Source organism: Oscillatoria sp. FACHB-1406, from assembly GCF_014698145.1.
GTDB lineage: Bacteria > Cyanobacteriota > Cyanobacteriia > Cyanobacteriales > Spirulinaceae > FACHB-1406.
Genome location: NZ_JACJSM010000002.1, coordinates 259,310 through 280,688, shown reverse-complemented (window position 1 = coordinate 280,688; position 21,379 = coordinate 259,310). Strand labels below are relative to the sequence as shown.

The 21,379-nt window shown below is 48.8% G+C and carries 15 protein-coding genes; 9 read left to right on the top strand and 6 right to left on the bottom strand.

Annotation, left to right across the window (positions count from 1 at the left end; translation table 11 throughout):
- The 3 genes from H6G50_RS03795 (at position 1) to H6G50_RS03785 (ending at position 3,951) form a co-directional block, all read left to right on the top strand.
- Positions 1-1,668 (top strand): iron uptake porin, encoded by a 1,668-nt coding sequence (locus H6G50_RS03795; RefSeq protein ID WP_190713439.1) that lies wholly within the window; start codon positions 1-3, stop codon positions 1,666-1,668.
- Positions 1,669-1,810: 142 nt separating this feature from the next.
- Positions 1,811-2,206: a DUF3465 domain-containing protein gene (locus tag H6G50_RS03790; protein ID WP_199302688.1), complete on the top strand. Its 396-nt coding sequence runs from the start codon at positions 1,811-1,813 to the stop codon at positions 2,204-2,206.
- A gap of 95 nt (positions 2,207-2,301) precedes the next feature.
- A complete protein-coding gene (locus tag H6G50_RS03785) occupies positions 2,302-3,951 on the top strand; it encodes a GTP-binding protein (protein WP_190713435.1) in 1,650 nt (549 codons plus the stop codon).
- A gap of 178 nt (positions 3,952-4,129) precedes the next feature.
- On the opposite strand, the gene H6G50_RS03780 is transcribed toward H6G50_RS03785, so the two are convergent.
- Positions 4,130-4,849 (bottom strand): Uma2 family endonuclease, encoded by a 720-nt coding sequence (locus H6G50_RS03780; protein ID WP_190713433.1) that lies wholly within the window; start codon positions 4,847-4,849, stop codon positions 4,130-4,132.
- A gap of 131 nt (positions 4,850-4,980) precedes the next feature.
- Complete coding sequence (locus tag H6G50_RS03775; RefSeq protein ID WP_190713431.1) at positions 4,981-5,331, bottom strand: DUF1830 domain-containing protein; 351 nt, start codon at positions 5,329-5,331, stop codon at positions 4,981-4,983.
- 393 nt (positions 5,332-5,724) lie between these two features.
- On the opposite strand from H6G50_RS03775, the gene H6G50_RS03770 reads away from it, so the two are divergent.
- On the top strand, positions 5,725-7,305 hold the full coding sequence (locus tag H6G50_RS03770) for a photosystem II high light acclimation radical SAM protein (RefSeq protein WP_190713429.1): 1,581 nt from the start codon (positions 5,725-5,727) through the stop codon (positions 7,303-7,305).
- A gap of 400 nt (positions 7,306-7,705) precedes the next feature.
- Here the strand turns inward: H6G50_RS03770 and H6G50_RS03765 are convergent, their stop codons facing one another.
- Both H6G50_RS03765 and H6G50_RS03760 read right to left on the bottom strand, forming a co-directional pair.
- Positions 7,706-8,272: a DUF308 domain-containing protein gene (locus H6G50_RS03765; protein ID WP_190713428.1), complete on the bottom strand. Its 567-nt coding sequence runs from the start codon at positions 8,270-8,272 to the stop codon at positions 7,706-7,708.
- A gap of 416 nt (positions 8,273-8,688) precedes the next feature.
- Positions 8,689-9,876, bottom strand: a complete 1,188-nt coding sequence (locus tag H6G50_RS03760; protein WP_190713426.1) for a TRC40/GET3/ArsA family transport-energizing ATPase — start codon at positions 9,874-9,876, stop codon at positions 8,689-8,691.
- A 213-nt stretch (positions 9,877-10,089) separates the two neighbouring features.
- Here H6G50_RS03760 and H6G50_RS03755 point away from each other — a divergent pair, with 213 nt between their 5' ends.
- The 3 genes from H6G50_RS03755 to H6G50_RS03745 all read left to right on the top strand — a co-directional run bounded on the left by H6G50_RS03755 (position 10,090) and on the right by H6G50_RS03745 (position 13,460).
- A complete protein-coding gene (locus tag H6G50_RS03755) occupies positions 10,090-10,461 on the top strand; it encodes a hypothetical protein (protein ID WP_190713424.1) in 372 nt (123 codons plus the stop codon).
- 502 nt (positions 10,462-10,963) lie between these two features.
- The gene (locus H6G50_RS03750; protein WP_242032706.1) at positions 10,964-12,460 is read left to right on the top strand and encodes an ammonium transporter; all 1,497 of its coding nucleotides are present in this window, start codon (positions 10,964-10,966) and stop codon (positions 12,458-12,460) included.
- A 181-nt stretch (positions 12,461-12,641) separates the two neighbouring features.
- Positions 12,642-13,460 carry an SGNH/GDSL hydrolase family protein gene (locus tag H6G50_RS03745; RefSeq protein WP_242032700.1) on the top strand — a complete coding sequence of 273 codons (819 nt, stop codon included), beginning with the start codon at positions 12,642-12,644 and terminating at the stop codon, positions 13,458-13,460.
- A gap of 159 nt (positions 13,461-13,619) precedes the next feature.
- Here the strand turns inward: H6G50_RS03745 and H6G50_RS03740 are convergent, their stop codons facing one another.
- Positions 13,620-14,630 carry a pentapeptide repeat-containing protein gene (locus H6G50_RS03740; protein ID WP_347239864.1) on the bottom strand — a complete coding sequence of 337 codons (1,011 nt, stop codon included), beginning with the start codon at positions 14,628-14,630 and terminating at the stop codon, positions 13,620-13,622.
- 315 nt (positions 14,631-14,945) lie between these two features.
- Here H6G50_RS03740 and ilvD point away from each other — a divergent pair, with 315 nt between their 5' ends.
- Together ilvD and H6G50_RS03730 are read left to right on the top strand one after the other, a co-directional pair.
- Positions 14,946-16,625 (top strand): dihydroxy-acid dehydratase, encoded by a 1,680-nt coding sequence (gene ilvD, locus H6G50_RS03735; RefSeq protein ID WP_190713419.1) that lies wholly within the window; start codon positions 14,946-14,948, stop codon positions 16,623-16,625.
- 327 nt (positions 16,626-16,952) lie between these two features.
- Positions 16,953-17,621, top strand: a complete 669-nt coding sequence (locus tag H6G50_RS03730; RefSeq protein ID WP_190713417.1) for a response regulator transcription factor — start codon at positions 16,953-16,955, stop codon at positions 17,619-17,621.
- Between the two features lie 64 nt (positions 17,622-17,685).
- On the opposite strand, the gene H6G50_RS03725 is transcribed toward H6G50_RS03730, so the two are convergent.
- Entirely contained in the window at positions 17,686-21,336 is a 3,651-nt protein-coding gene (locus tag H6G50_RS03725) for an efflux RND transporter permease subunit (protein ID WP_190713415.1), read from the bottom strand.
- Between the last annotated feature and the right edge of the window lie 43 nt (positions 21,337-21,379).

The window sequence follows — 21,379 nt, the reverse complement described above, 5'->3', positions numbered from 1 at the left end:
ATGTCAATTCGAGTATCAAACGTTACAACATCGAAAATGCGATCGCTGCAAGGATCGCTGCTATTCTTGAGCGCAGCGCTATTAGCATCCGGAACAGCCCGAGCCGAAGACGCGCTCCCATCGGACATCAGCACCGTCTTAGAAGAAATCCAACAGTACAGCAGCGAGCAAGGGCAAACTGTCCAAGGAGCCTCCAAATTCCGCGACGTTCGCCCCACCGACTGGGCGTTTCAGGCCCTCGACGACCTCATTAAGCGCTATGACTGCCTCGTTGGTTATCCCGACGGGACATTTCGAGGCAACCGCCCGCTAACGCGCTACGAATTCGCCGCCGGACTCAATGCCTGCTTGAACCAAATCGAGCGCTTAATCGGCTCCGCAACCAATCTCGTCACGCGCGAAGACTTAGAAATTTTGCGGCGACTGTTGCAAGAATTTGAAACCGAACTCGCCAGCTTGGGAGCGCGAGTCGATAACCTCGAAGCGCGAACCGTATTTCTCGAAGACCATCAATTTTCCACCACCACTAAACTGGTTGGCGAAGTTTCGATGGGATTGACCAGTTTATTTTCTGGGGATGACTTCCAAGGAAACGATCTCGATGAACAAACGCTCTTCGGCGCGCGATCGCGCCTCGAATTCCACAGCAGTTTCAGCGGCAAAGACACCTTAATGATACGGCTGCAAGCCAACGGATTGGGCAACTTCAACGATGTCACCGGCACTCCCGAAGGTTCCCTCGGCATTGCCACCGGAACGGGAAATAGCCTTGGCATCGATGCCCTCAACTATCGCTTCCCCCTCGGTGACAACACTTCCGTTTTCGTCGCCGCTGCTGGGGCAACAACCAACGACATCGCCAACACGATTACGCCCTTTGATGGGAGCGACGGCGCAACCTTAGCGCCCAGCTATTTCGCCACCCGCAACAGCGTTTACTACATCCCCAACGGCGCGGGAATCGGCATTCAGCACGCCTTTAGCGACTTTCTTGAAGTCAGCGCCGGTTATTTTGCTAGCGAAGCCAACGATCCCGGCCCGGGTAAAGGCTTATTCAACGGTCCTTATGGACTTTTTGGGCAAATTACCGTTAATCCGACCGAAAACATTACCCTCGCTTTTGCTTACGCCAACGGTTACAACAACGATCCCGGAGTTGGTAGCAATCGAGCGAACTTGCGATCGTTTGTCGAGAGTCAATTCGGTGCGAGTTTGCCGATTTCCAGCAATACCTACACCGCCCTCGCCTCCTTCCAAATCAACCCAGGGCTGATTTTAGGCGGTTGGGTTGGCTATACCACCACTCGCACCCTCGCTGAGGTGGAAGTTAGCGATCCTCTCGGTACGGGGACGGTAACGCTGGGGCGCGGCGACTATCGGGCGTGGAATTGGGCGGCGATGGCAGCCTTCCCCGATTTAGGAAAGGAAGGCAGCATGGGCGGTTTGATTTTCGGGATGGAGCCGAAAGTAACGGGCGCGACTTCTAATATTAACGATGTCATCGGTACGGATCCGAGTACGTCGTTCCATATTGAAGGGTTTTATCAGTATCCAATTAACGACAATATTTCGATTACACCAGCGATAATGTGGTTAACAGCGCCCGACCATAATGCGAGTAATAACGACATTTTAATCGGGATAATTCGGACGACTTTTTCTTTCTAAACATTTTTATCTCGGAATCTCAGAAGACGCGGAGAGAAGAGAGTTATAATGCTGTAGGGACGTTCAATTGAACGTCTCTACATTGACCCGAATTTTTATGCACAAATCGTTAATTTCTTTCTTTGCAATTGTCTTCATTGCAATGGGTTCTGCACATTATACCCTTGCTGCTCCAATTCCCCTGCCAGTCCGAGCGGTTAAAGGCAACGAACAAGTTTTACAAGATGCCTTTCAAAATCGTCGAACTAACATTCAAGTTGAAAGTCAAGGTGTTGTTACAAAAATTCTTAGCGATGATAGCGACGGTAGCCGCCATCAACGTTTCATCGTGCGTTTGAGTTCCGGACAAACGCTATTAATGGCTCATAATATCGATATTGCACCGAGGATTGAGGGGTTAAAAGTTGGCGATCGCGTTGCATTTTTTGGCGAGTACGAATGGAATACACAAGGAGGGGTGATTCACTGGACGCATCGAGATCCGGTGGGACGGCACGTTGCCGGATGGATTCGGCACAATGGTAGAACTTATCAATAATTTCCTACAATTTCTAACAGAGCGAGTTGGATAGAAGAAACGCTATCGAAACTCTAGTTAAAGAAGCCAGTAGTAGGAAGTGCGCCATGTATCGAATGTCCTTTCCCCGCCTCGTGGCGCTGATTGTCGGTCTCAGCGTCATCATCGGGATGATGCTGTGGTTGGTCAATTCGATTTACCGACTCTATATTCAAGTTTCGTTTACCGCGCCGCTATTGGGCAATTTTTTGCTGCTGTTGATTATCGTTCTGTTGGGGCTAGTCATTGCGGCGTTTTTCTACTATTTCAACTTGGTGACGGGGAAAGGGACGCGCCGAGGGGGTACGAAACGCCGCCCGAATCTGAAGTTACCGGAACAGAAAACCGAAGCAGCTTCGGAAACGCTCAAAGCGGTACGCAAACAGGTGGGGCAAATTCAGGATCGCGTTGCTCAAAAGGCGCTGTTGGAGCGATCGCGGGAAATTGAAGCTAGTTTAGCACGCGGGGAGTTGCGCGTTGCCGTCTTTGGCACGGGTTCGGCGGGCAAAACCTCGCTGGTGAACAGTTTAATCGGCGAGATGGTGGGGGAAGTGGGCGCGCCGATGGGAACGACGCAAAACGGTGCAACGTACACCTTAGAACTGAAGGGACTCGATCGCCAAATTTTAATTACCGATACGCCCGGTATCCTGGAAATGGGGACGATGGGGACGCAGCGGGAAGAGTTAGCGCGGCAGTTGGCGGCGGAGGCGGATTTATTGCTGTTTGTGGTCGATAATGACCTGCGATCTTCAGAATACGAACCGTTGCGAATGCTGGCGGAAATTGGCAAGCGATCGCTGTTGGTGTTTAATAAGAGCGATTTGTACAGCGATCGCGATCGCGAAACCATTCTCGCTCATTTGCGCGATCGCACCAAAAGCTTCATCGGCCCATCTGACTTAATTTCCGTCGCCGCCAACCCCCAGCCCGCCCACCTCGAAACCGGCGAACTCGTCAAGCCCGAACCCGAAATCATCCCCCTCATCAAGCGCCTCGCCGCCGTTCTGCGTGCCGAAGGTGAAGACTTAGTGGCAGATAACATCCTCCTGCAATCCCAGCGTCTCGGGGCGGAAGCGCGCCGCATCATCGATAACCAGCGCAAACGCCAAGCCGATAAAATTATGACTCGCTATCAATGGATTGGTGCGGGAGTGATTGCCGTTACGCCCGTTCCTGTCGTCGATATTCTCGCCACCGCCGCGATTAACGCCCAAATGGTCGTCGAAATCGGTAAAGTTTATGGCGTAGATTTAGATACCGAAAATGGCAAAGAATTAGCGCTATCTTTAGGCAAAACTTTAGTGAGTTTAGGCGTGGTAAAAGGGGCGGTGCAACTGCTTTCTACAGCATTGCAATTTCAGGTGACAACCTATTTAATCGGGAAAGCCATTCAAGGCGTAACGGCAGCTTATTTAACCCGTATTGCCGGTAAAAGTTTTATCGAATACTTCCGCCGCGACCAAGATTGGGGAGATGGCGGTATGACGGAAGTGGTGCAGCGTCAGTTTAAGTTGGTGCAGAAGGAAGAGTTTCTCAAGGTTTTTGTTAAAGATGCGATCGCGCGCGTCGTCGATCCGATTAAAGCCACCCTCGAACCGGAAGCGCTACTCGGAACGGGCGAAGAAGAACCTCTAGAAATCGAACAAATGGAAGCAGAACTCGTTGTTGGCGAAGAAGAAGATGATTGGGAAAAGCCGCAACGCAAGCTGAATGAGGAGTGGTAGTAGAAGAGGAATTACTGTCGATCTAGTAATTCGATTGGGAAAAGATTTTGCACTGTTCCGCAACAATTAGGGCATTGCACTGCAATGCCCCTACGGTGTGGCGCTTACGAGCGCGAATGCGATTCGCCAAGCGCGCCCCTACAGATAAAATTTAGTGAATCAGGACTGGGAATTGGTATTACAGAACATCCGGATCGATCCCCAACTCCTGAAGTTTTGCTAAAGCTTGACTCAATTTAACCCGGGCTTCTTCTTCTCTCAAACGTGCTTCATCTCGTTCGCTACGTGCCTCATCTCGTTCGCTACGGGCCTCATCCCGTTCCAGCATACTCGCTTCCGGGTCGGCAAACAGTTCGCCATCTGGATGAAATACAGATAACCCATCTTCAAATCGCTCAAACCGTATCTGTAATAAAGGCGATGTCCAAGGTAAATATAACGCCGTTATCAACGTGAAAACATCTTCGGAATCTTCCCGCACAAAACCCCAGAAATCTTGACGCTGTGGGTCGTAATAATAAGCCTCTAATACCCCATAATTTTCATAAAACTTCTGCTTTTGTGCCATTTCCCGACGGGTGTTTTTGGGAGAGAGAATCTCGAACACCACTTGAGGTGCAATATTATCTTCTTCCCATTGTTTGTAACTGCCTCGATATCCCATCGGGCGACCGAAAGCAACCATTACATCAGGCGCTTGGCAGGGGGCGGGCGGTTCGCTAACTTGTACGGGATACCACAGCAAATCTCCCGCAACAAAGGCAATTTTATCTTTCAATAAATGCTTGAGATTGGTCGCTAAACGGACAATCCACTCATATTGCTCGGTGTTATCTGCCATCGGTTTCCCGTCTGAATCGGGATATAGGGTTTGGGAAGAGAGGGGGGTTTGAACCATAGAATCCGACCCGCAACAGTCATTGAGATAAATTGATTATAGCTGGATGGAGCAGGAGAGGTATTTCTTCAATAAAATTGAGTAGGAGCGAACTACTGTTCGCCCCTACTCATAAAAAATGCGAGATTTTTTTATACAGTAGCCAGGGATTCTGTCGAAATCTGTTGATTGTTATCGGTATTTTCCACAGGAGCATCGCTTTCTAATTCAAGATTCCCTTCTAGTTCCTCACTAATACGCAGGCGCTCGCAGGGAATCGTATCGGAAAGAATGGAACTCGCCATCATACCCGTGTGAATTTCTAAAAAGGCTTCGGGTAGGGCTTCAAAAACTAAACGTTGTCCGGGAAAAACCACGCGCTCAAAATACCAATTGGGAATGTTGGTAATGCGTACTACTTGAATCTGACTGGTCGCGTTCACGTAGCAGCAGAGTAGAGGGGCTTTTTCGGTATCCGGAACTGGGTCAAAAATTTGAGCCATAGGTTGAGTAACGCTTTAAGCTATAGGAGTTTACTATTACGCTTCTAAAGCTAACATTTCGCGATCCCCACTTGCTGTAAACCTGACTACCAATCTTAGTTCGTCTATTATCGGGAGCGAAATCTGCAAAACGAGAAAACGCTACAAAATCGGCAATTCTCCGTTGATTTATCGCTTTTCTGGACTGCATTAAAACTTTCTTAAATCGATGTCGAGGAAGGGGAGAACTTAGTAGCAGAGGTCTGCATTATGGCGAGGGACGGTTGATAGGACGCAGCGATCGCGCTACAGTTAAGTTATGTAAATTTTATTTCTTTGTTACGATTGCGACATTCTCGTAAGTTCGCGATCGTAAGAACGACCTTAACAAACTTCCTTAAGATAGATTAAACAATGGCCCAGCGAATTTTATACGTCCGCCTTCCCTGCAACCCCATCTTTCCCATCGGTGCAGTCTATTTAGCCGACCACATTCATAAGTGTTTCCCCCAAGTCGAACAGCGAATTTTCGATCTGGGGACGGTTCCTCCCTTGGATTTTACAGAAGCGTTGGATCGCGCGATCGACGACTTTCAGCCCACCCTCCTCGTTTACTCTTGGCGGGACATCCAAATCTACGCCCCCGTTGGGGGTCGGGGCGGTAACCCGTTACAGAATGCCTTTGAAGTCTATTATGCTAAAAATCCCCTTTTGCGACTGCGGGGCGCGATCGGCGGCTTAAAAGTCGCAACGGCGTATTACGGCGAACTCTGGCGCAATCAAGGTTTAATTAGGCGCGGTTTGAAGCGGGCGAGGCGCTACCATAGCGAAGCGCGCGCTGTGGTTGGGGGCGGTGCGGTAAGCGTTTTTTACGAACAGATGAAAACCTTGCTTCCGAAGGGAACGGTGGTGTCGATTGGGGAGGGCGAACTGTTGTTGGAGAAGTTGCTGCGAGGGCAAGATTTTCTCGACGAACGCTGCTATATTGTCGGGGAAACGCAACCGCGCGATCGCACCATCCACGAATTCCCCACCCCCATCGAGAAAACAGCCTGCAACTACGACTATATCGCCCGTATTTGGCCGGAATTTGACTACTACTTACAAGATAACGACTTTTATATTGGCGTTCAAACCAAACGCGGCTGTCCTCACAATTGCTGTTACTGCGTTTATACGGTCGTTGAGGGCAAACAAGTTCGCATTAATCCAGCCGATGAAGTCGTCAAAGAAATGCGGCAACTCTACGATCGCGGGATTCGTAACTTTTGGTTTACTGACGCACAGTTTATCCCCGCCCGCAAGTATATCGACGACGCGATCGAACTGCTTCAAAAAATCCTCGATTCCGGGATGACAGATATTCATTGGGCTTCCTATATTCGTGCCGATAATCTCACGCCGGAACTGTGCGATCTGATGGCAAAAACCGGCATGAACTACTTTGAAATCGGGATTACCAGCGGTTCTCAAGAACTGGTTCGCAAAATGCGAATGGGCTACAATTTACGCACCGTCCTGCAAAATTGCCGCGATCTCAAAGTGGCTGGATTTAACGATATCGTCTCCGTTAACTACTCCTTTAACGTCATCGACGAAACCTTCGATACCATTCGACAAACTGTTACCTATCATCGCGAACTCGAAGCGATTTTCGGTGCGGATAAAGTCGAACCCGCTATTTTCTTCATTGGCTTGCAACCGCATACTCACCTCGAAGAATATGCCTTTAAAAATGACGTTCTCAAACCGGGTTATAACCCCATGAGCTTAATGCCTTGGACTGCGAAAAAACTGCTCTGGAATCCCGAACCGTTAGGCTCTTTCTTTGGGGAAGTTTGCCTGCAAGCGTGGAAGCGAAACCCTAACGATTTTGGGCGCGAAGTGATGAAAATTTTGGAGGAAAGATTGGGACGGGCAGAATTAGAAGAAGCGTTAACCGCGCCGCTTGTAGAGAAACAAGCACTTAACCAGAAACTTGTTATACCAATTTAAGATTGCGTTGCATAGAATCAACTCTCCTCAATTCTCAAGATATAGCAGTTTTCAAATGGATAAGGTACACCCAGCGGGCGAATACCATTCGCTCCTACGGAGCGGTGTTTAATAACGAAAAACGCTATAACGGTGCGTTACGCTTTGCTAACACACCCTACTTTTCATTCTATGCAGCTTTATATCAATCTGGTATTAGTACGCGATGAATAGATAATTTGTAGTTCGTAGTTCGTAACTTAAGCTCGGTTCCCGCGCCGCAAATAAACAATTCGACAGGTGTTTCCCCTGTCGAATTTTCGCCGGATGCTTGTCGAAATATCGCAATGTAATTTTCCAATGGAATAGAGTCAAAGACCTCTAGATTTGTAACTACGAATTACGAATTATCAATTACGAATTATGCTGATTGTTGGCTGGAATCTCCAGGTAACTTCGGCTGCTGTAACGAAAAAGATAGGCGAGAGATGCCGGTAAATAAAACGCTGACACCGATTAGCGTGCCGATCAGCCAAGGCGCATTAAACGGCCATTGGAACCAAATCATTAAACCTAGTAAAAATGTTACTACACCGTTAATGAGGAGCCACGACCAGTTTGCTTGCGGACGCAAACGAAACGCCAAAATCGATTCAAAAACTCCTTCCGTTAATAAAAAGCTGCCTAACAATAACGTCAGAGTGAGAACGCCAGTTAAAGGGGCGGAGAATAGTAATATACCCGTGGCAACGTAGAGAATGGCTAGTAAAACTTGCCACAATAAACCGCCGCGATCGCGGGTTTGAAAAGCATAGCCCAATTTTGCACCCCCAGCAGAAATCAAAATTAGTGCAACCCAAGTTTCAGTAACGAGGGTAGAAATATTCGGTAGGGCGATCGCTACAATCCCTAACACAATTAATATAATGCTTAACCAGAGGGGACTATTCAATCTTTTAGTGGTATTAGGCTCAATGTTCGCGGTCATTCTTATCTCCCTGTGTACTGAATGTAATTTCCTAAACTGACATCAATATCTAGATTAAAGAATTACCGAACCAGCGGCTACTACCCAAAGAGAGATGCGATCCTTAAATAAACTTACCTAATGCGATTAAAACAATATTTTAGGCAAAGTCGCTCCTAAATCGTTCGCGATCGCAAGAGTAGCTCGAAAAAGAAAAAGCGAAAACGCTACAGAAAAGTGACAGAGGAGAGATAGCAGTTGCTTGTAGCTGTCAACTTCAAGAAGTAGTAGCCATCAAATTGCCTTCTCGCCGTCACCTCGTCAAGTCGCTTCGCTCCAATTTGTAATTGCGTGCTTTGCAGTCATTAAGACTTCGGCAAATTTTGTCCGCAATTACGAATTACGAATTACAAACTACGAATTATTGCATCGCCCTCTCACCTTGCTACCGCATCTGCAAAACGAATCTTTAAGTAATCATCCTCCATTTTCGCTCCCGATGGATTGAGTGCTGCTAGGGCTTGCGGCAGGACTAAGTTACGGCGATGATTGCCGATGCGAACGTTTAACTCATCTCCCGTTTTATTGAGTTGAATTTTATCCTTTGCAATCCCCGGTAAATACAACTCTAAGCTGTAATTTTTTCCGTCTTGTACAACACGAATTGTATTTTCTTTGTAATAGACTTGGGAGGGGTCTTCGTCAGCATATAACGTTTCTTTCAACCGTTCCAATGCCGCAAGTCCGCACATTTCTTCCGAATAAAGCGGGACTTCTTTGACGGGCAGCGGGTGGAAGTTATCGTAGATTTCTTGCTTGTAAACCTGCTGATTTTCTTTCCACTTTTGGAAAAAAGGATCGGTTACGCTTTCAGGGATAATGCGATTTGCTACAACAAGATCCGTTGAAACGTTATACAAACTGAGGTAAGCGTGAGCGCGTAATGACTCCTTGAGAACCATTTTTTCGGGATTCATCACCAAACGCACCGAGGTCTGGGTATTGTCGGTTAAAACTTTCTCTAATGCCTCGATTTGCTCGTAAAATTCATAGGGAGCGTCCATGACTTCTTTATCGGGCAGAGAAAATCCCGCGATCGGTCGGAAAAGAGGCTCGACAAGCGGTCTTAGGGCGACGGACATCCCTTGTAACGGTTTGTAAAATCTTCTCATATACCAACCGCCGACCTCTGGAATGCTCAATAGGCGTAAAGCGGTTCCGGTCGGTGCGGAGTCGATAATGAGAACGTCGTAAGTCCCTTCATCGTAGTGACGCTTCATACGCACTAGACCGAAGATTTCATCCATTCCCGGCAGAATCGCCAATTCTTCTGCCTGCACGCCCTCTAAACCCCGCGCTTGCAGCACTTGGGTGATGTAGCGCTTCACCGCGCCCCAGTTGCCTTCCAATTCCATTAGCGCGTCCAACTCCGCTCCCCAGAGGTTGGGGCGAATTTGTCGGGGGTCATGTCCGAGTTCGAGGTCGAAACTGTCGGCGAGGGAATGGGCGGGATCGGTACTGAGAACGAGGGTTTTGTAACCTAACTCAGCACAGCGAAGTCCCGTTGCTGCGGCGATCGAGGTTTTCCCCACGCCACCTTTACCAGTCATTAAAATTACGCGCACGATCTCATTCCGAGGAAGAAAGTTTACATTTCTTCTTATTATCTATAATTTTTCGCTCGGCGGACACAATGGGTTTTGCGCGAGTTGGGCGAGATGGGAGAACTCCGAGAGAAGCGATAAACTTTTTTACACCATATTTAGGCAGATCGCTGTTCCCTAACGCTACAGGTAGAGTACACTGAGACAGATTCCTAACTTAATGCTGTCTCTCCCATGACTGCTCTTGCTCTCTCTACCTTTGAACTTAACAGTCCTGCCGAGCTAGCGGAATGTCTCAAGCAAGCGCTCAAATGGACGGAAATCGAGGCGCTAACTGCGACTTACTCGGATTGGAAGGTCGAAGCGTGGAAACTCTTGCCGGAAAGCGATCGCGATCGCATTAAACTCCTCGAACGTTGGAAAGACCACCCCATCGCGCAAAAATTTCCCCTCGGTTGCATCGTGCAGCGCCTCAACGACCTCGAAGGACAGCGCGGTAAAGTCATCAACTACTGGAGTGCCTATGGGTTCGAGTATATCACCTTCCGGGTAGGAGAAGATATCGACTGGTGTCGCGCCCAATACCTCAAACGCATTGCCACGTGAAAAACGTCCCAAGATGGGAGCATTCGAGCAGAAACACACACAATAGCAGCCCCAATATTGTAATCAAAGATACAGAAATAAAAACCATATTGAATGAATAATTGACAAAATTTTCAGCCAGAATGCGGCTTCATAAGTATCTCAGTTCAAAAATGTCATCCTTACCTCTTCGACAGACTTTAAATTAACTCAGTCGGATTCACAAAAACCTTGAAGAGTGGGAACTGAAAGCCTATCGAAAGTAGCATACTGGGTCTAAAATTTTTAAGACGACAGCGAGTAGCTCGCTTTATGTATCGGTTCGGAAAAACCAACAATCGCTAATGATTATTGTGTAAACCCGAACTCTCTACTCTCGGTGCTTCGATCGCTCTAAAAAGTCTCGTCTAATAAGATCGCTTAAAAGAAAATGGAAACTCAAACTCGTCTAAAACGTAGGCGATTTAAGGGATCGCAGGCTCCTCAAGCTGTGTGGAATGCGCCGTCCCTGAAGGCAGCAAAAATGCTCGCCGATCGCTTCTCTCCCTACTGGTTAGCCTGCATTCCCTTAACCGCCGCGATCGTTGTATTTTGGAATGCCGCCGCAATGGCCCAAGGCGGCAGCGAACTGACCGTAGACGATCTAAAAATTGCCTTAGATACCGTCTGGGTTATGGTCGCGGGGATGCTGGTCTTCTTCATGAACGCGGGGTTCGGAATGCTCGAAACCGGCTTCTGCCGGCAGAAAAACGCCGTTAACGTCCTCGCCAAAAACTTAATCGTCTTTGCCCTTTCGACGATCGCCTTTTGGTTTATCGGCTTCGGCTTGATGTTTGGGAACGGTAACGGCTTCTTTGGAACCGAAGGATTGTTCTTCATCTCCGGTGCCGATAACAGCCCAGCCCTCGCCGACAGCTACACAGGAGCCTATAAAGCGCTCAACTGGACAAGCGTACCCCTAATGGCGAAGTTCTTCTTCCAGTTGGTCTTCGCCGGAACCGCTGCAACCATCGTTTCCGGTGCGGTAGCCGAACGCATCAAATTCCTCGACTTCCTCATCTTCAGCTTGCTTTTAGTCGGTATTGCCTACCCGATTACCGGCCACTGGATTTGGGGCGGCGGCTGGCTGCAAACGCTCGGTTTCTGGGACTTCGCCGGTTCAACCGTCGTTCACTCCGTCGGCGGTTGGGCGGCGCTTATGGGCGCTGCTTTCCTCGGTCCTCGCTTGGGCAGATACAACTCCGATGGGACGGGTAACGCACTTCCCGGTCACAATATGAGTATTGCGACGCTGGGCTGCTTGATCCTTTGGTTGGGTTGGTTCGGGTTTAACCCCGGTTCGACAATGGCAGTCGGCGATGGTTCCGCGATCGCGCACATTGCCATTACCACCAACACCGCTGGAGCCTTTGGCGGCGTAGCCGCAACGATTACCGCTTGGCTAGTGCTGGGCAAACCCGACCTCTCGATGGTGATTAACGGCATCTTGGCGGGTTTAGTCGGCGTTACAGCTAGCTGCGCCTGGATTACTGTCTTTTCTGCTGCCCTCATCGGCACCGTTGCCGGGGTTTTAGTCGTCTTTGCCGTTGGCTTCTTCGATCGCTTGCGAATTGATGACCCCGTAGGCGCAACTTCGGTTCACTTAGTCTGCGGCATTTGGGGAACCTTAGCCGTCGGTCTGTTTGCTGTCGGTCCGAGCGAAGCAGAAGGCGCGCTCTATACTGCTGGTCCGGCGGCCGGACTGTTTGCAGGCGGCGGTATCACCCAACTATGGTATCAATTCCTCGGTGTCATCACCGTAGGCGGTATCACCGTATTGCTCTCGACAATCTTCTGGCTAGCGCTCAAATCAACCTTGGGGATTCGCGTTACCCCAGAAGAAGAAGCAGAGGGGCTGGATATCGGCGAACACGGTATGGAAGCTTATAGCGGCTTCGTTACAGAACCCGATACCTTTAACAGCCGTGCCGCGATCGGAATTCCTCGTACTAACGATGTAGCCGGTCGTTCGGAAATGTAATCGCGAAAACGAAGGGTATTAAAGCAACCCCCTTCAAACTCGATCGACCTTCTGTCGCGTGCAGGAGGTCGATTATTTACTGAATAACAATCGCGTTGCTTCGAGATAGAAGCAATAGAAGGGAGAGAAGGCCGCTGTTGTGGTAAAAAGATGTAGAAGCACGGCTCGTGGATTGATTCCCTTGAAGTACTATCCCCGTTGGGCAATTTTATCCCTCATGGCAAATGGATTTTTGATGCTCGCGATCGCGTATCTCTGGCAGCGCGCGCCTTATGTTCCTCCAAACTTACCTTTTGGCGCAGCCCTACCCAACCGCGAATTGCTAGCACAAGCACGGCAGGAAACAACCCTAGATGTCGGGGATACTTATACCCTCAATTATCAACAATGGGTGGCCCTGCTCGCTCAAGAAGCCCGCGTTGCCGCCCAAAATAAACCCGATAATCTCTACATTCTGCTCGGAGATTCAATTAGTCTCTGGTTTCCCAAAGAACTGCTTCCTGTTGGGAAAACCTGGCTCAATCAAGGAATTTCTGGCGAAACGACGTTAGGCTTACTCAGACGTTTAACCTCGCTCGATGAAACCGAGCCGAAGGCGATTTTCGTCATGATTGGTATTAACGACCTGCTCAAAGGCATTAGCGACGACACAATTTTAGCCAACCAGCGTTTAATCGTGCGCTATCTCAAAAGCGCGCACCCAAATACAACGATTGTTATGCAGTCGATTCTTCCTCACGGAGGCGAGGGGGCGACTTGGGAAGGACGCGATCGCCTATTAGCGCTACCCAATCAACGCATTCAAGGCATTAACGACGAATTAAGGAAAATTGCTGAGTCGGAAAATGTCATGTATCTCAACCTATATCCCATTTTTGCCAACCAGCAAGGTCAATTAAAAATGGATTTGAGTACCGATGGTTTGCATCTCAATCAACGCGGTTACGCCCTCTGGAATACGGCACTGCAAGTTTTTATTCAAGCCAAACTCAGCCCTTAAATAAACTCACAAATTAACGAAACTTCGCTTCCAAAAGCAATTATAAAGAAACCGACAAGCGTTACTGGAGCCTCCCAAGCACGAACGTAGTTCAAGCGTTTTTGCAAAAGTGACCGGCTCCCCGTTATCAATTATCAATTGTCCATTATCAATTATTATCTACCGCTCGCTGGAACTGCCCGCATTCGGCATAATCGCGCGCGTCAAATCTGCATTTTTAAGATTAATTTCGTGCAAATTTGCATCGATCAAAACAGCATCGACCAGCGTAGCTCCCGTTAGATTCGACCAGCAAAGTTTAGCTCGGTACAAATTTGCCTCCGTCAAATCGGCTCCGCGCAACGTCGTCCAAGTCAGAGTCGCCGCCCTTAAATTCGCCTGCCGCAGCACGATATTGGTTAAATTCGAGCCGTTGAGGTTCGCTCTACTAAAGTCAGCCCCTTCCGCATTTGCCCCCGTCGCATTTGCGCCATTGAGAATCGCACCGCTTAAATTTGCCCCGCGCAAATCAGCATTCATCAAAATCGCGCTCGTGAGATTAGAATTTTGCAAATCTGCCTCGCTTAAATTGCAATTCATCAATTTTGTCCGGCCAAAATTGCAGCCGATGAGTTTCGCTCGACTCAAATCCGCATCCCGCAAGTCCGCTTCGTTGAGCATCGCATTGCTGAGGTTAGCGGCGCGCAACGTCGCTCGACTTAAATTGGCCGCGCGCAAACTGACATCGAGCAAACGAGCGCCCGTCAATTTTGCTCCCGTCAAGTTGGTACTAATGAGATTGGCTTCGGTTAAGTCAGCTTGAAGGCTAGCTTCGCTGAGATCCGCGTCGCGAAAATTGACCCTCACTAAACTCGCCCCAATAAGATTCGCGCCTTGCAGATTTGCTTCCCGAAGGCTCGCTCCGCTCAAATCCGCACCGCCCAGAAATGCACCTTGCAAATCCACCGATCGAAATTCTCGCTCTCCCGCAGCGTAACGTTCGAGAAGTTCTGCCCCATTCATGTTCGTCAATCCCTTGCTTATGCTTTTAATTTTCTTCCAATACAACAATATTCCGACTCGGGCGCAGCACTTCAGGTCAAAGTTTTGATAAAACCAGAGCGTGCTGAGTAAGGAGCGGGTTTTGGTCAGGTGCGTATTTTCCCGGAAAGTGATTGCCCGATTACCCATTCAATCTCCAAAAAGTCAGTCTCCACAACAGCGCGTTCTATCTTCCTTTCCTTAGTTTAAATGTACCCAGCAAGCTGGGATTGCAAGCTAAAAAAGCTTGAAACTCAGTACAATGCTGCTCTAGTCAGTCTTTTGTCATACCAGGTCTTTAGCTGGAAATTTCGATTACGCAGGAATCTTAAAAAAAGTAGGGTTCGATGCGAGGATATCCTTCAAAAGGCGGAAGCTACTAAAAAGGGCGGACGAACGTTCGCTCGCACTAACCGGGATGGTTCTAGCGCGAGCTATTCTTTTATTACAGGAGCAATGGAGCAGATGCAAGTCAACAAAAGAAGCCAAGCTATCGTCGAAGGCGTTCAAAGAAGTCCAAACCGAGCGATGCTTCGCGCTGTGGGTTTTGGCGATGAAGATTTTAGCAAACCGATCGTGGGGGTCGCTAGCGGCTACAGCACGATTACACCTTGCAATATGGGTATTAACGACCTTGCGCTTAGAGCGATCGCGGGGTTGAAGCAGGCAGAGGCAATGCCCCAGATGTTTGGTACGATTACGGTATCGGACGGCATTTCGATGGGAACCGAAGGGATGAAGTATTCCCTCGTGTCGCGAGAAGTGATTGCCGATTCGATTGAGGTCGCTTGCAACGCTCAAAGCATGGATGGAGTGTTGGCAATTGGCGGCTGCGATAAGAATATGCCGGGGGCAGCGATTGCGATCGCGCGCATGAATATTCCCGCTATCTTTGTCTATGGCGGTACGATTAAGCCGGGGCATTACAACGGCCGCGATTTGACCGTGGTTAGCGCTTTTGAAGCTGTGGGACAGTACAGCGCGGGGAAAATCGACGAGGAAGAACTGAAAAACATCGAACGCAATGCTTGTCCCGGTGCGGGTTCTTGCGGCGGGATGTACACGGCGAATACGATGTCCTCGGCGTTGGAGGTGATGGGTTTGAGTTTGCCTTATTCTTCGACAATGGCCGCTGAAGATGCCGAAAAAGCCGATAGCGCCGAAGAGTCTGCCCGCGTCCTCGTTGCAGCGATTAACAATCAGATTCTCCCCAGCCAGTTGTTGACGCGCAAAGCGTTTGAAAATGCGATTTCTGTTATTATGGCGATCGGCGGCTCCACCAATGCCGTACTGCATTTGCTAGCGATCGCGCGAACCATCGGCGTAGACTTAACGATCGACGATTTTGAAACGATTCGCCAGCGCGTCCCGGTTCTGTGCGACCTCAAACCCTCCGGACGCTACGTTGCAACCGATTTACACAAGGCCGGCGGCATTCCGCAAGTGATGAAAATGCTTTTAGCCCACAACCTTTTGCACGGCGACGCACTTAGCATTACTGGCAAAACCTTAGCTGAATTGCTCGCTGAGGTTCCAGAAACCCCCCCAGAAGGTCAGGATGTCATTCGCCCTTGGGAAAATCCCCTCTATAAACGCGGTCATTTAGCCATTCTCAAGGGCAATCTCGCCACCGAAGGTGCTGTTGCTAAGATTAGCGGGGTCAAAACGCCAAAAATGAGCGGTCCGGCTCGCGTTTTTGAGTCTGAGGAAGAGTGTCTGGCTGCAATTCTTGCGGGTAAAATTCATGCAGGAGATATTATTGTCGTTCGTTATGAGGGGCCTAAAGGCGGCCCGGGAATGCGGGAGATGTTAGCGCCGACTTCGGCGATTATTGGGGCAGGATTGGGCGATTCGGTAGGCTTGATTACCGACGGACGCTTTTCCGGGGGGACTTACGGGTTTGTCGTGGGTCATGTGGCCCCGGAAGCCGCAGTCGGCGGTACGATCGCTTTTGTGGAGGAAGGCGATGAGATTATTATTGATGCCGAGACGCGATCGATCCAGCTTAATGTCAGCGATGAAGAATTGCAACAGCGGCGCGATCGCTGGCAACCCCCACAGCCGCGCTACACTAGCGGTGTCCTTGCCAAATATGCCAAACTGGTTTCTTCGAGCAGTTTGGGGGCTGTTACCGACATGAGTTAGTCAATAGTTGATAGTTGATAGTCGCTCGTGCACGATCAATTATCAATTATCAATTAATATGCCAAACTGGTTTCTTCGAGCAGTTTAGGCGCTGTCACGGACATAAGTTAGTGAATAGTTGATAGTTAATAGTCCCTCGTATAGCAGTTTTCACGTGAGTGAGGTACACCCAACGGGCGCAAGGCTTGCGCCCCTACGGGGCGGCGTTTAATTTCGAGGAACCCTCGAAATCCGCGCCCCTACCGATTTGATTTTGGAATCTGTACCTCACGCATATAAAAAACGCTATACATTATCAATTATCAATTATCAATTATCAATTATTTCATGCCGCTCCTCATTTTAGTTGCTGAAGACGATCCAGGAATTCGCCTTGCGGTGTGTGATTACCTAGAGTTATTGGGGTATTCCGCGATCGCTGCCGAAAACGGCGTAGAAGCGTTGACTTTGTTAGAAAGTTATCGCCCTCACCTGATTGTGGCTGATATTAAAATGCCTCTTAAGGATGGTTATGCTTTGGTTAAACAAATTCGCAAGCGTCCCGAATATCGACTGCTGCCTGTGATTTTTTTGACCGAGTGCGGTAGCACTCAGGAGCGCATTCTCGGCTACAAAGCAGGCTGCGATCTTTATCTGCCTAAACCTTTTGAAATGGAAGAATTAGGAGCGGTCATTCGCAATTTGCTGGAGCGATCGCAAATTGTACAATCTGAGATCGTACAATCAGAAAAGCGCGGCAGTTCTGAAGAGGTTAAAGCTAACCTTAAAACTGCCCGCATTCTTTTTGCTGAGACTGAAGCGATCGATTTTACTGCTCGCGAACAGCAAGTTTTACAACTTCTAGCAATGGGGCTTTCCAATGTCGATATCGGTACGGAACTACATCTCAGTCCCCGAACAGTTGAGAAGCACGTTAGTTCTTTATTACGAAAAACTGAGACAAATAACCGCGCGGAACTCGTTCGTTTTGCTCTAGAACGGCATTTGGTAGAATAATGAATAATGAATGGTGAATAATGAATAATGAAGGAATTAGATTATCCTAAAAGCCGAATAAAAATCAAGAATTTGGATTACTGTTATTGCTTTCCTCTTCACTCAATCCGGTTGCATCATAATTAATTTGAGTCGAAGGACGCTGCGGAGTTTTAGGGTGCTGTTCTTCTTCACTCAATCCCGTTGCATCATAATTAATTTGAGTCGAAGGACGCTGCGAAGGTTTGGGGTGCTGTTCTTCTTCATTTAAACCCGTTGCATCATAATTAATTTGAGTCGAAGGACGCTGCGAAGGTTTGGGGTGCTGTTCTTCTTCATTTAAACCCGTTGCATCATCGTTAATTTGAGTCGAAGGACGTTTCGGGGTTTTAGGGTACTGTTCCTCTTCATTTAAACCCGTTGCATCATCATTAATTTGAGTCGAAGGACGCTGCGAAGGTTTGGGCTTCTGTTCTTCTTCTTCGCTCAATACTGTTGTATTAAGATTGATGTGAGTCGAAGGACGCTGCTGTTTGGGGACAGAAGGTGTAGTAAGAGTGGGGCTGCTAGGCGTAACCGGAATAGGAACTAACAGTTCAGATTCATTAGATTCATGATGTTCATGAGCGGGGAAGTAGCGCAATTCCAGGCTTTTAATGATGATATAAAGAATGGGAACCAGGAAAAAGCTGAGGAAGGTAGCGACGAGAAGACCGCCAAAAACAACGCTTCCTAACGACCAACGGCTGGCGGAACCCGCACCCGTCGCAATGACCAAAGGAAAGAAGCCGACTAAGCTGGAAATAGCAGTCATTAAAATCGGTCGGAAACGCTGTTCTCCGGCTTCTAGGGCAGCATCAATGACGGTTGACCCTTCTTCGAGACGTTGGTTGGCAAATTCAACGATGAGGATAGCGTTTTTACTGGCTAAACCGATAAGCATGACTAAACCGACTTGTCCATAGACATCGAGGTTTAAGCCGCGTAGGTAGAGGAAAGAAAGCGCGCCGAGGAGGGCGAGGGGGACGGAGAGGAGGATAATGACCGGATCGATGTAGCTTTCGTACTGGGCGGCAAGGACGAGGAACACCATAACGAGTCCTAAACCAAAGATAATGGGGGCTTGGTTGCCGGAGGAACGTTCCTCGAGAGCGGTTCCCATCCATTCGTAGCCGAAACCGGGAGCGGCAATTTCTTGGTAAGCTTGTTCCATTGATGCGATCGCGTCGCTGGAACTTGCACCGGGGGCGGTTTGACCTTGGAGTTTGATGGCGCGAAACAGGTTGAAGTGGGTAATTGTCGGCGCGCTGGTGACGGGGGTTGTTTTAATGATATTACTGAGGGGAATGAGGCGATTATCTTGCGAGCGAACGTAGATTTGGTTTATCGCCTCGGGAGTGGCTCGAAATTTAGGTTCGGCTTGGATATAGACGCGATAGCTGCGAGAACCATAAGTAAAGTCGTTGACGTATTGGGAACCGATGTACGCGCCGAGAGTGGTGAGGGCTTCGTTAATGTTGATGTTGAGCGATTTGGCTCTGTCGCGATCGATTTCGAGTTGGAGTTGGGGAGTATTGGCAGTAAATTGGGTGAAGGCTTGCGCGATCCCGCTTTTCTTGTTCGCGTTTTCCATCAAAGCGTAGGCAGACTGTACTAAGTCGTTGATACTAAATCGTCCGCCGCTGCGATCTTGCAGTTGAAACTCAAAGCCCCCAAAGTTGCTCAAGCCTTGCACGGGAGGCGCATTAAGGGCGAAGATCAGCGCTTCAGGAATTTTTTGCAGTTCGGCGTTCAAGCGTCCTAAAATGCCGTAAACTGACTGTTCCTGCGATCGCCGTTCTTCCCAAGGCTTAAGGGTTCCAAAAAAGATGCCTTGGTTGGGAGCGCTACCCCCGAAGCTAAAACCTGTAATGACGAAGGTACTTTTGACTTCAGGAAGGCTTTGCATTGCTTTATCGACTTTTTCCATGATTCCCTGAGTGTAGTTCAGGGAAACTCCTTCAGGCGTTTGCACAATGCCCAAAAAATAGCCTTGATCTTCTTCGGGAATAAAAGCGCCGGGAACGATTTCATACATCCAGAAGGTGAAGGCGAGCGCCGAAATAAAGCAAGCGAGGACGATATAGCGCAGCCGAACTAGGAATTCTACCCCAGCCCGATAGCGGCGGATAATCCAGGCGAAAATGGCATTAAAACGCCGGAAAAACCCAGCTAGGGGGCCGCGTCTATCTCCTAGGGGACGCAATAGCAACGCCGACATACTGGGGGAAAAGGTGAGGGCGTTGAAGGTAGAGAGGAGGATGGAAAAGGCAATGGTGAGGGCGAATTGTTGATAAATTTTGCCGGTGCTGCCCGGGAAGAAGGCGACGGGTATGAAAACCGCCATGAGAACGATAGAGGTGGCAATGACTGCCCCTGTGAGTTCTTGCATGGCTTCGATGGCGGCTTGACGCGGTTTTTTGCCCTGTTGTATTTTAGTCGCGATCGCTTCGACGACGACGATCGCATCATCAACGACTAATCCGGTGGCGAGTACGAGTCCGAAAAGGGTAAGGGAGTTAATCTCGAAGCCAAAGATTTTCAGGAAAGCGAGAGTACCAACTAACGAAACAGGAATGGCGACGGCAGGGATGACGGTAGTGCGCCAATCTTGTAGGAAAATGAAGATAATCAGGATTACCAGCGCGATCGCAATTATCAGCGTAATCAATACTTCTTCGAGGGAGGTTTTTACAAACTCCGTTGTATCAAAGGCAATAACTTCCTCGAGTCCCGGCGGGAAGTCTTGTTTGAGTTCTGCGATCGCATTTTGGACGTTGCGGGCTACTTCTAGGGCATTGCTGCCTGGAAGTTGATAAATTCCGATCCCCACTCCGGGATTGCTGCGAATTTGTACCGTACTATCGTAGGTTTCCGCCCCTAATTCCGCCCGTCCGACATCTTTTAATTTCACTAAAGAGCCGTCACTGTTGGTTTTAATGACGAGATTCTCGAATTCTTCGACGCTTTTGAGCCGTCCTTCTACTCGCAGGGGCAGTTGAATTTTGCCATCGCTCGGAGCGGGTTGTTGAGCGATCGCACCGACCCCAATTTGTACGTTTTGTTCCCGCAACGCATTCGCCGCATCTAGCGCTGTTAGACCCCGACTGGCGAGGGCATTGGGATCGAGCCATATCCGCATTGCATATTTGCGCTCCCCGAAAATAAAGGCTCGCCCCACTCCTTCCACCCGTCGCAGCGAGTCGAGAACGAAAAGATCGACGTAATTACTGATAAAAATATCGTCGTAAACTTTATCCTTTGCGTAAAAACCAATAACCATCAAGAGGTTACTAGACGCTTTTTCGGTGACAATGCCCGTTTGCTTGACAGATTCGGGTAATTGTGATTCGGCGCTCGCGACGCGATTTTGAACGTTAACTTGAGCGAGATCGGGATCGGCATTGCTATCGAAAGTAACGGTAATTTGGCTAAAACCGTTGTTGCTGCTGCTGGATTCGATATATTTCATCCCCTCCACACCGTTAATTTCCCGCTCCAGAATCGTTGTTACTGTATTTTCTACCGTTTGCGCATCGGCACCGATGGCAATGGCGCTTACTTGGACTTGGGTGGGGGCAATTTCTGGCAGGCGCGCGATCGGTAATTGCAAGCCCGCGATCGCGCCTAAAATAACGATAATCAGAGAGCATACGCTTGTCAGTACCGGGCGTTTAATGAAAGCGTTAACAAACATAAAAATTATGAATTATGAGTTATGAGTTATGAGTTATGAAGGG

What these genes read in the sequence shown, in the direction of transcription:
- ilvD (WP_190713419.1), top strand. Translation starts at nt 14,946, where the DNA reads ATGCAAGTCAACAAAAGAAGCCAAGCTATCGTCGAAGGCGTTCAAAGA.
- H6G50_RS03785 (WP_190713435.1), top strand. Translation starts at nt 2,302, where the DNA reads ATGTCCTTTCCCCGCCTCGTGGCGCTGATTGTCGGTCTCAGCGTCATC.
- H6G50_RS03770 (WP_190713429.1), top strand. Translation starts at nt 5,725, where the DNA reads ATGGCCCAGCGAATTTTATACGTCCGCCTTCCCTGCAACCCCATCTTT.
- H6G50_RS03740 (WP_347239864.1), bottom strand. Translation starts at nt 14,630, where the DNA reads ATGGGTAATCGGGCAATCACTTTCCGGGAAAATACGCACCTGACCAAA.
- H6G50_RS03725 (WP_190713415.1), bottom strand. Translation starts at nt 21,336, where the DNA reads ATGTTTGTTAACGCTTTCATTAAACGCCCGGTACTGACAAGCGTATGC.
- H6G50_RS03755 (WP_190713424.1), top strand. Translation starts at nt 10,090, where the DNA reads ATGACTGCTCTTGCTCTCTCTACCTTTGAACTTAACAGTCCTGCCGAG.
- H6G50_RS03780 (WP_190713433.1), bottom strand. Translation starts at nt 4,849, where the DNA reads ATGGTTCAAACCCCCCTCTCTTCCCAAACCCTATATCCCGATTCAGAC.
- H6G50_RS03795 (WP_190713439.1), top strand. Translation starts at nt 1, where the DNA reads ATGTCAATTCGAGTATCAAACGTTACAACATCGAAAATGCGATCGCTG.
- H6G50_RS03730 (WP_190713417.1), top strand. Translation starts at nt 16,953, where the DNA reads ATGCCGCTCCTCATTTTAGTTGCTGAAGACGATCCAGGAATTCGCCTT.
- H6G50_RS03750 (WP_242032706.1), top strand. Translation starts at nt 10,964, where the DNA reads ATGCTCGCCGATCGCTTCTCTCCCTACTGGTTAGCCTGCATTCCCTTA.
- H6G50_RS03790 (WP_199302688.1), top strand. Translation starts at nt 1,811, where the DNA reads ATGGGTTCTGCACATTATACCCTTGCTGCTCCAATTCCCCTGCCAGTC.
- H6G50_RS03765 (WP_190713428.1), bottom strand. Translation starts at nt 8,272, where the DNA reads ATGACCGCGAACATTGAGCCTAATACCACTAAAAGATTGAATAGTCCC.
- H6G50_RS03775 (WP_190713431.1), bottom strand. Translation starts at nt 5,331, where the DNA reads ATGGCTCAAATTTTTGACCCAGTTCCGGATACCGAAAAAGCCCCTCTA.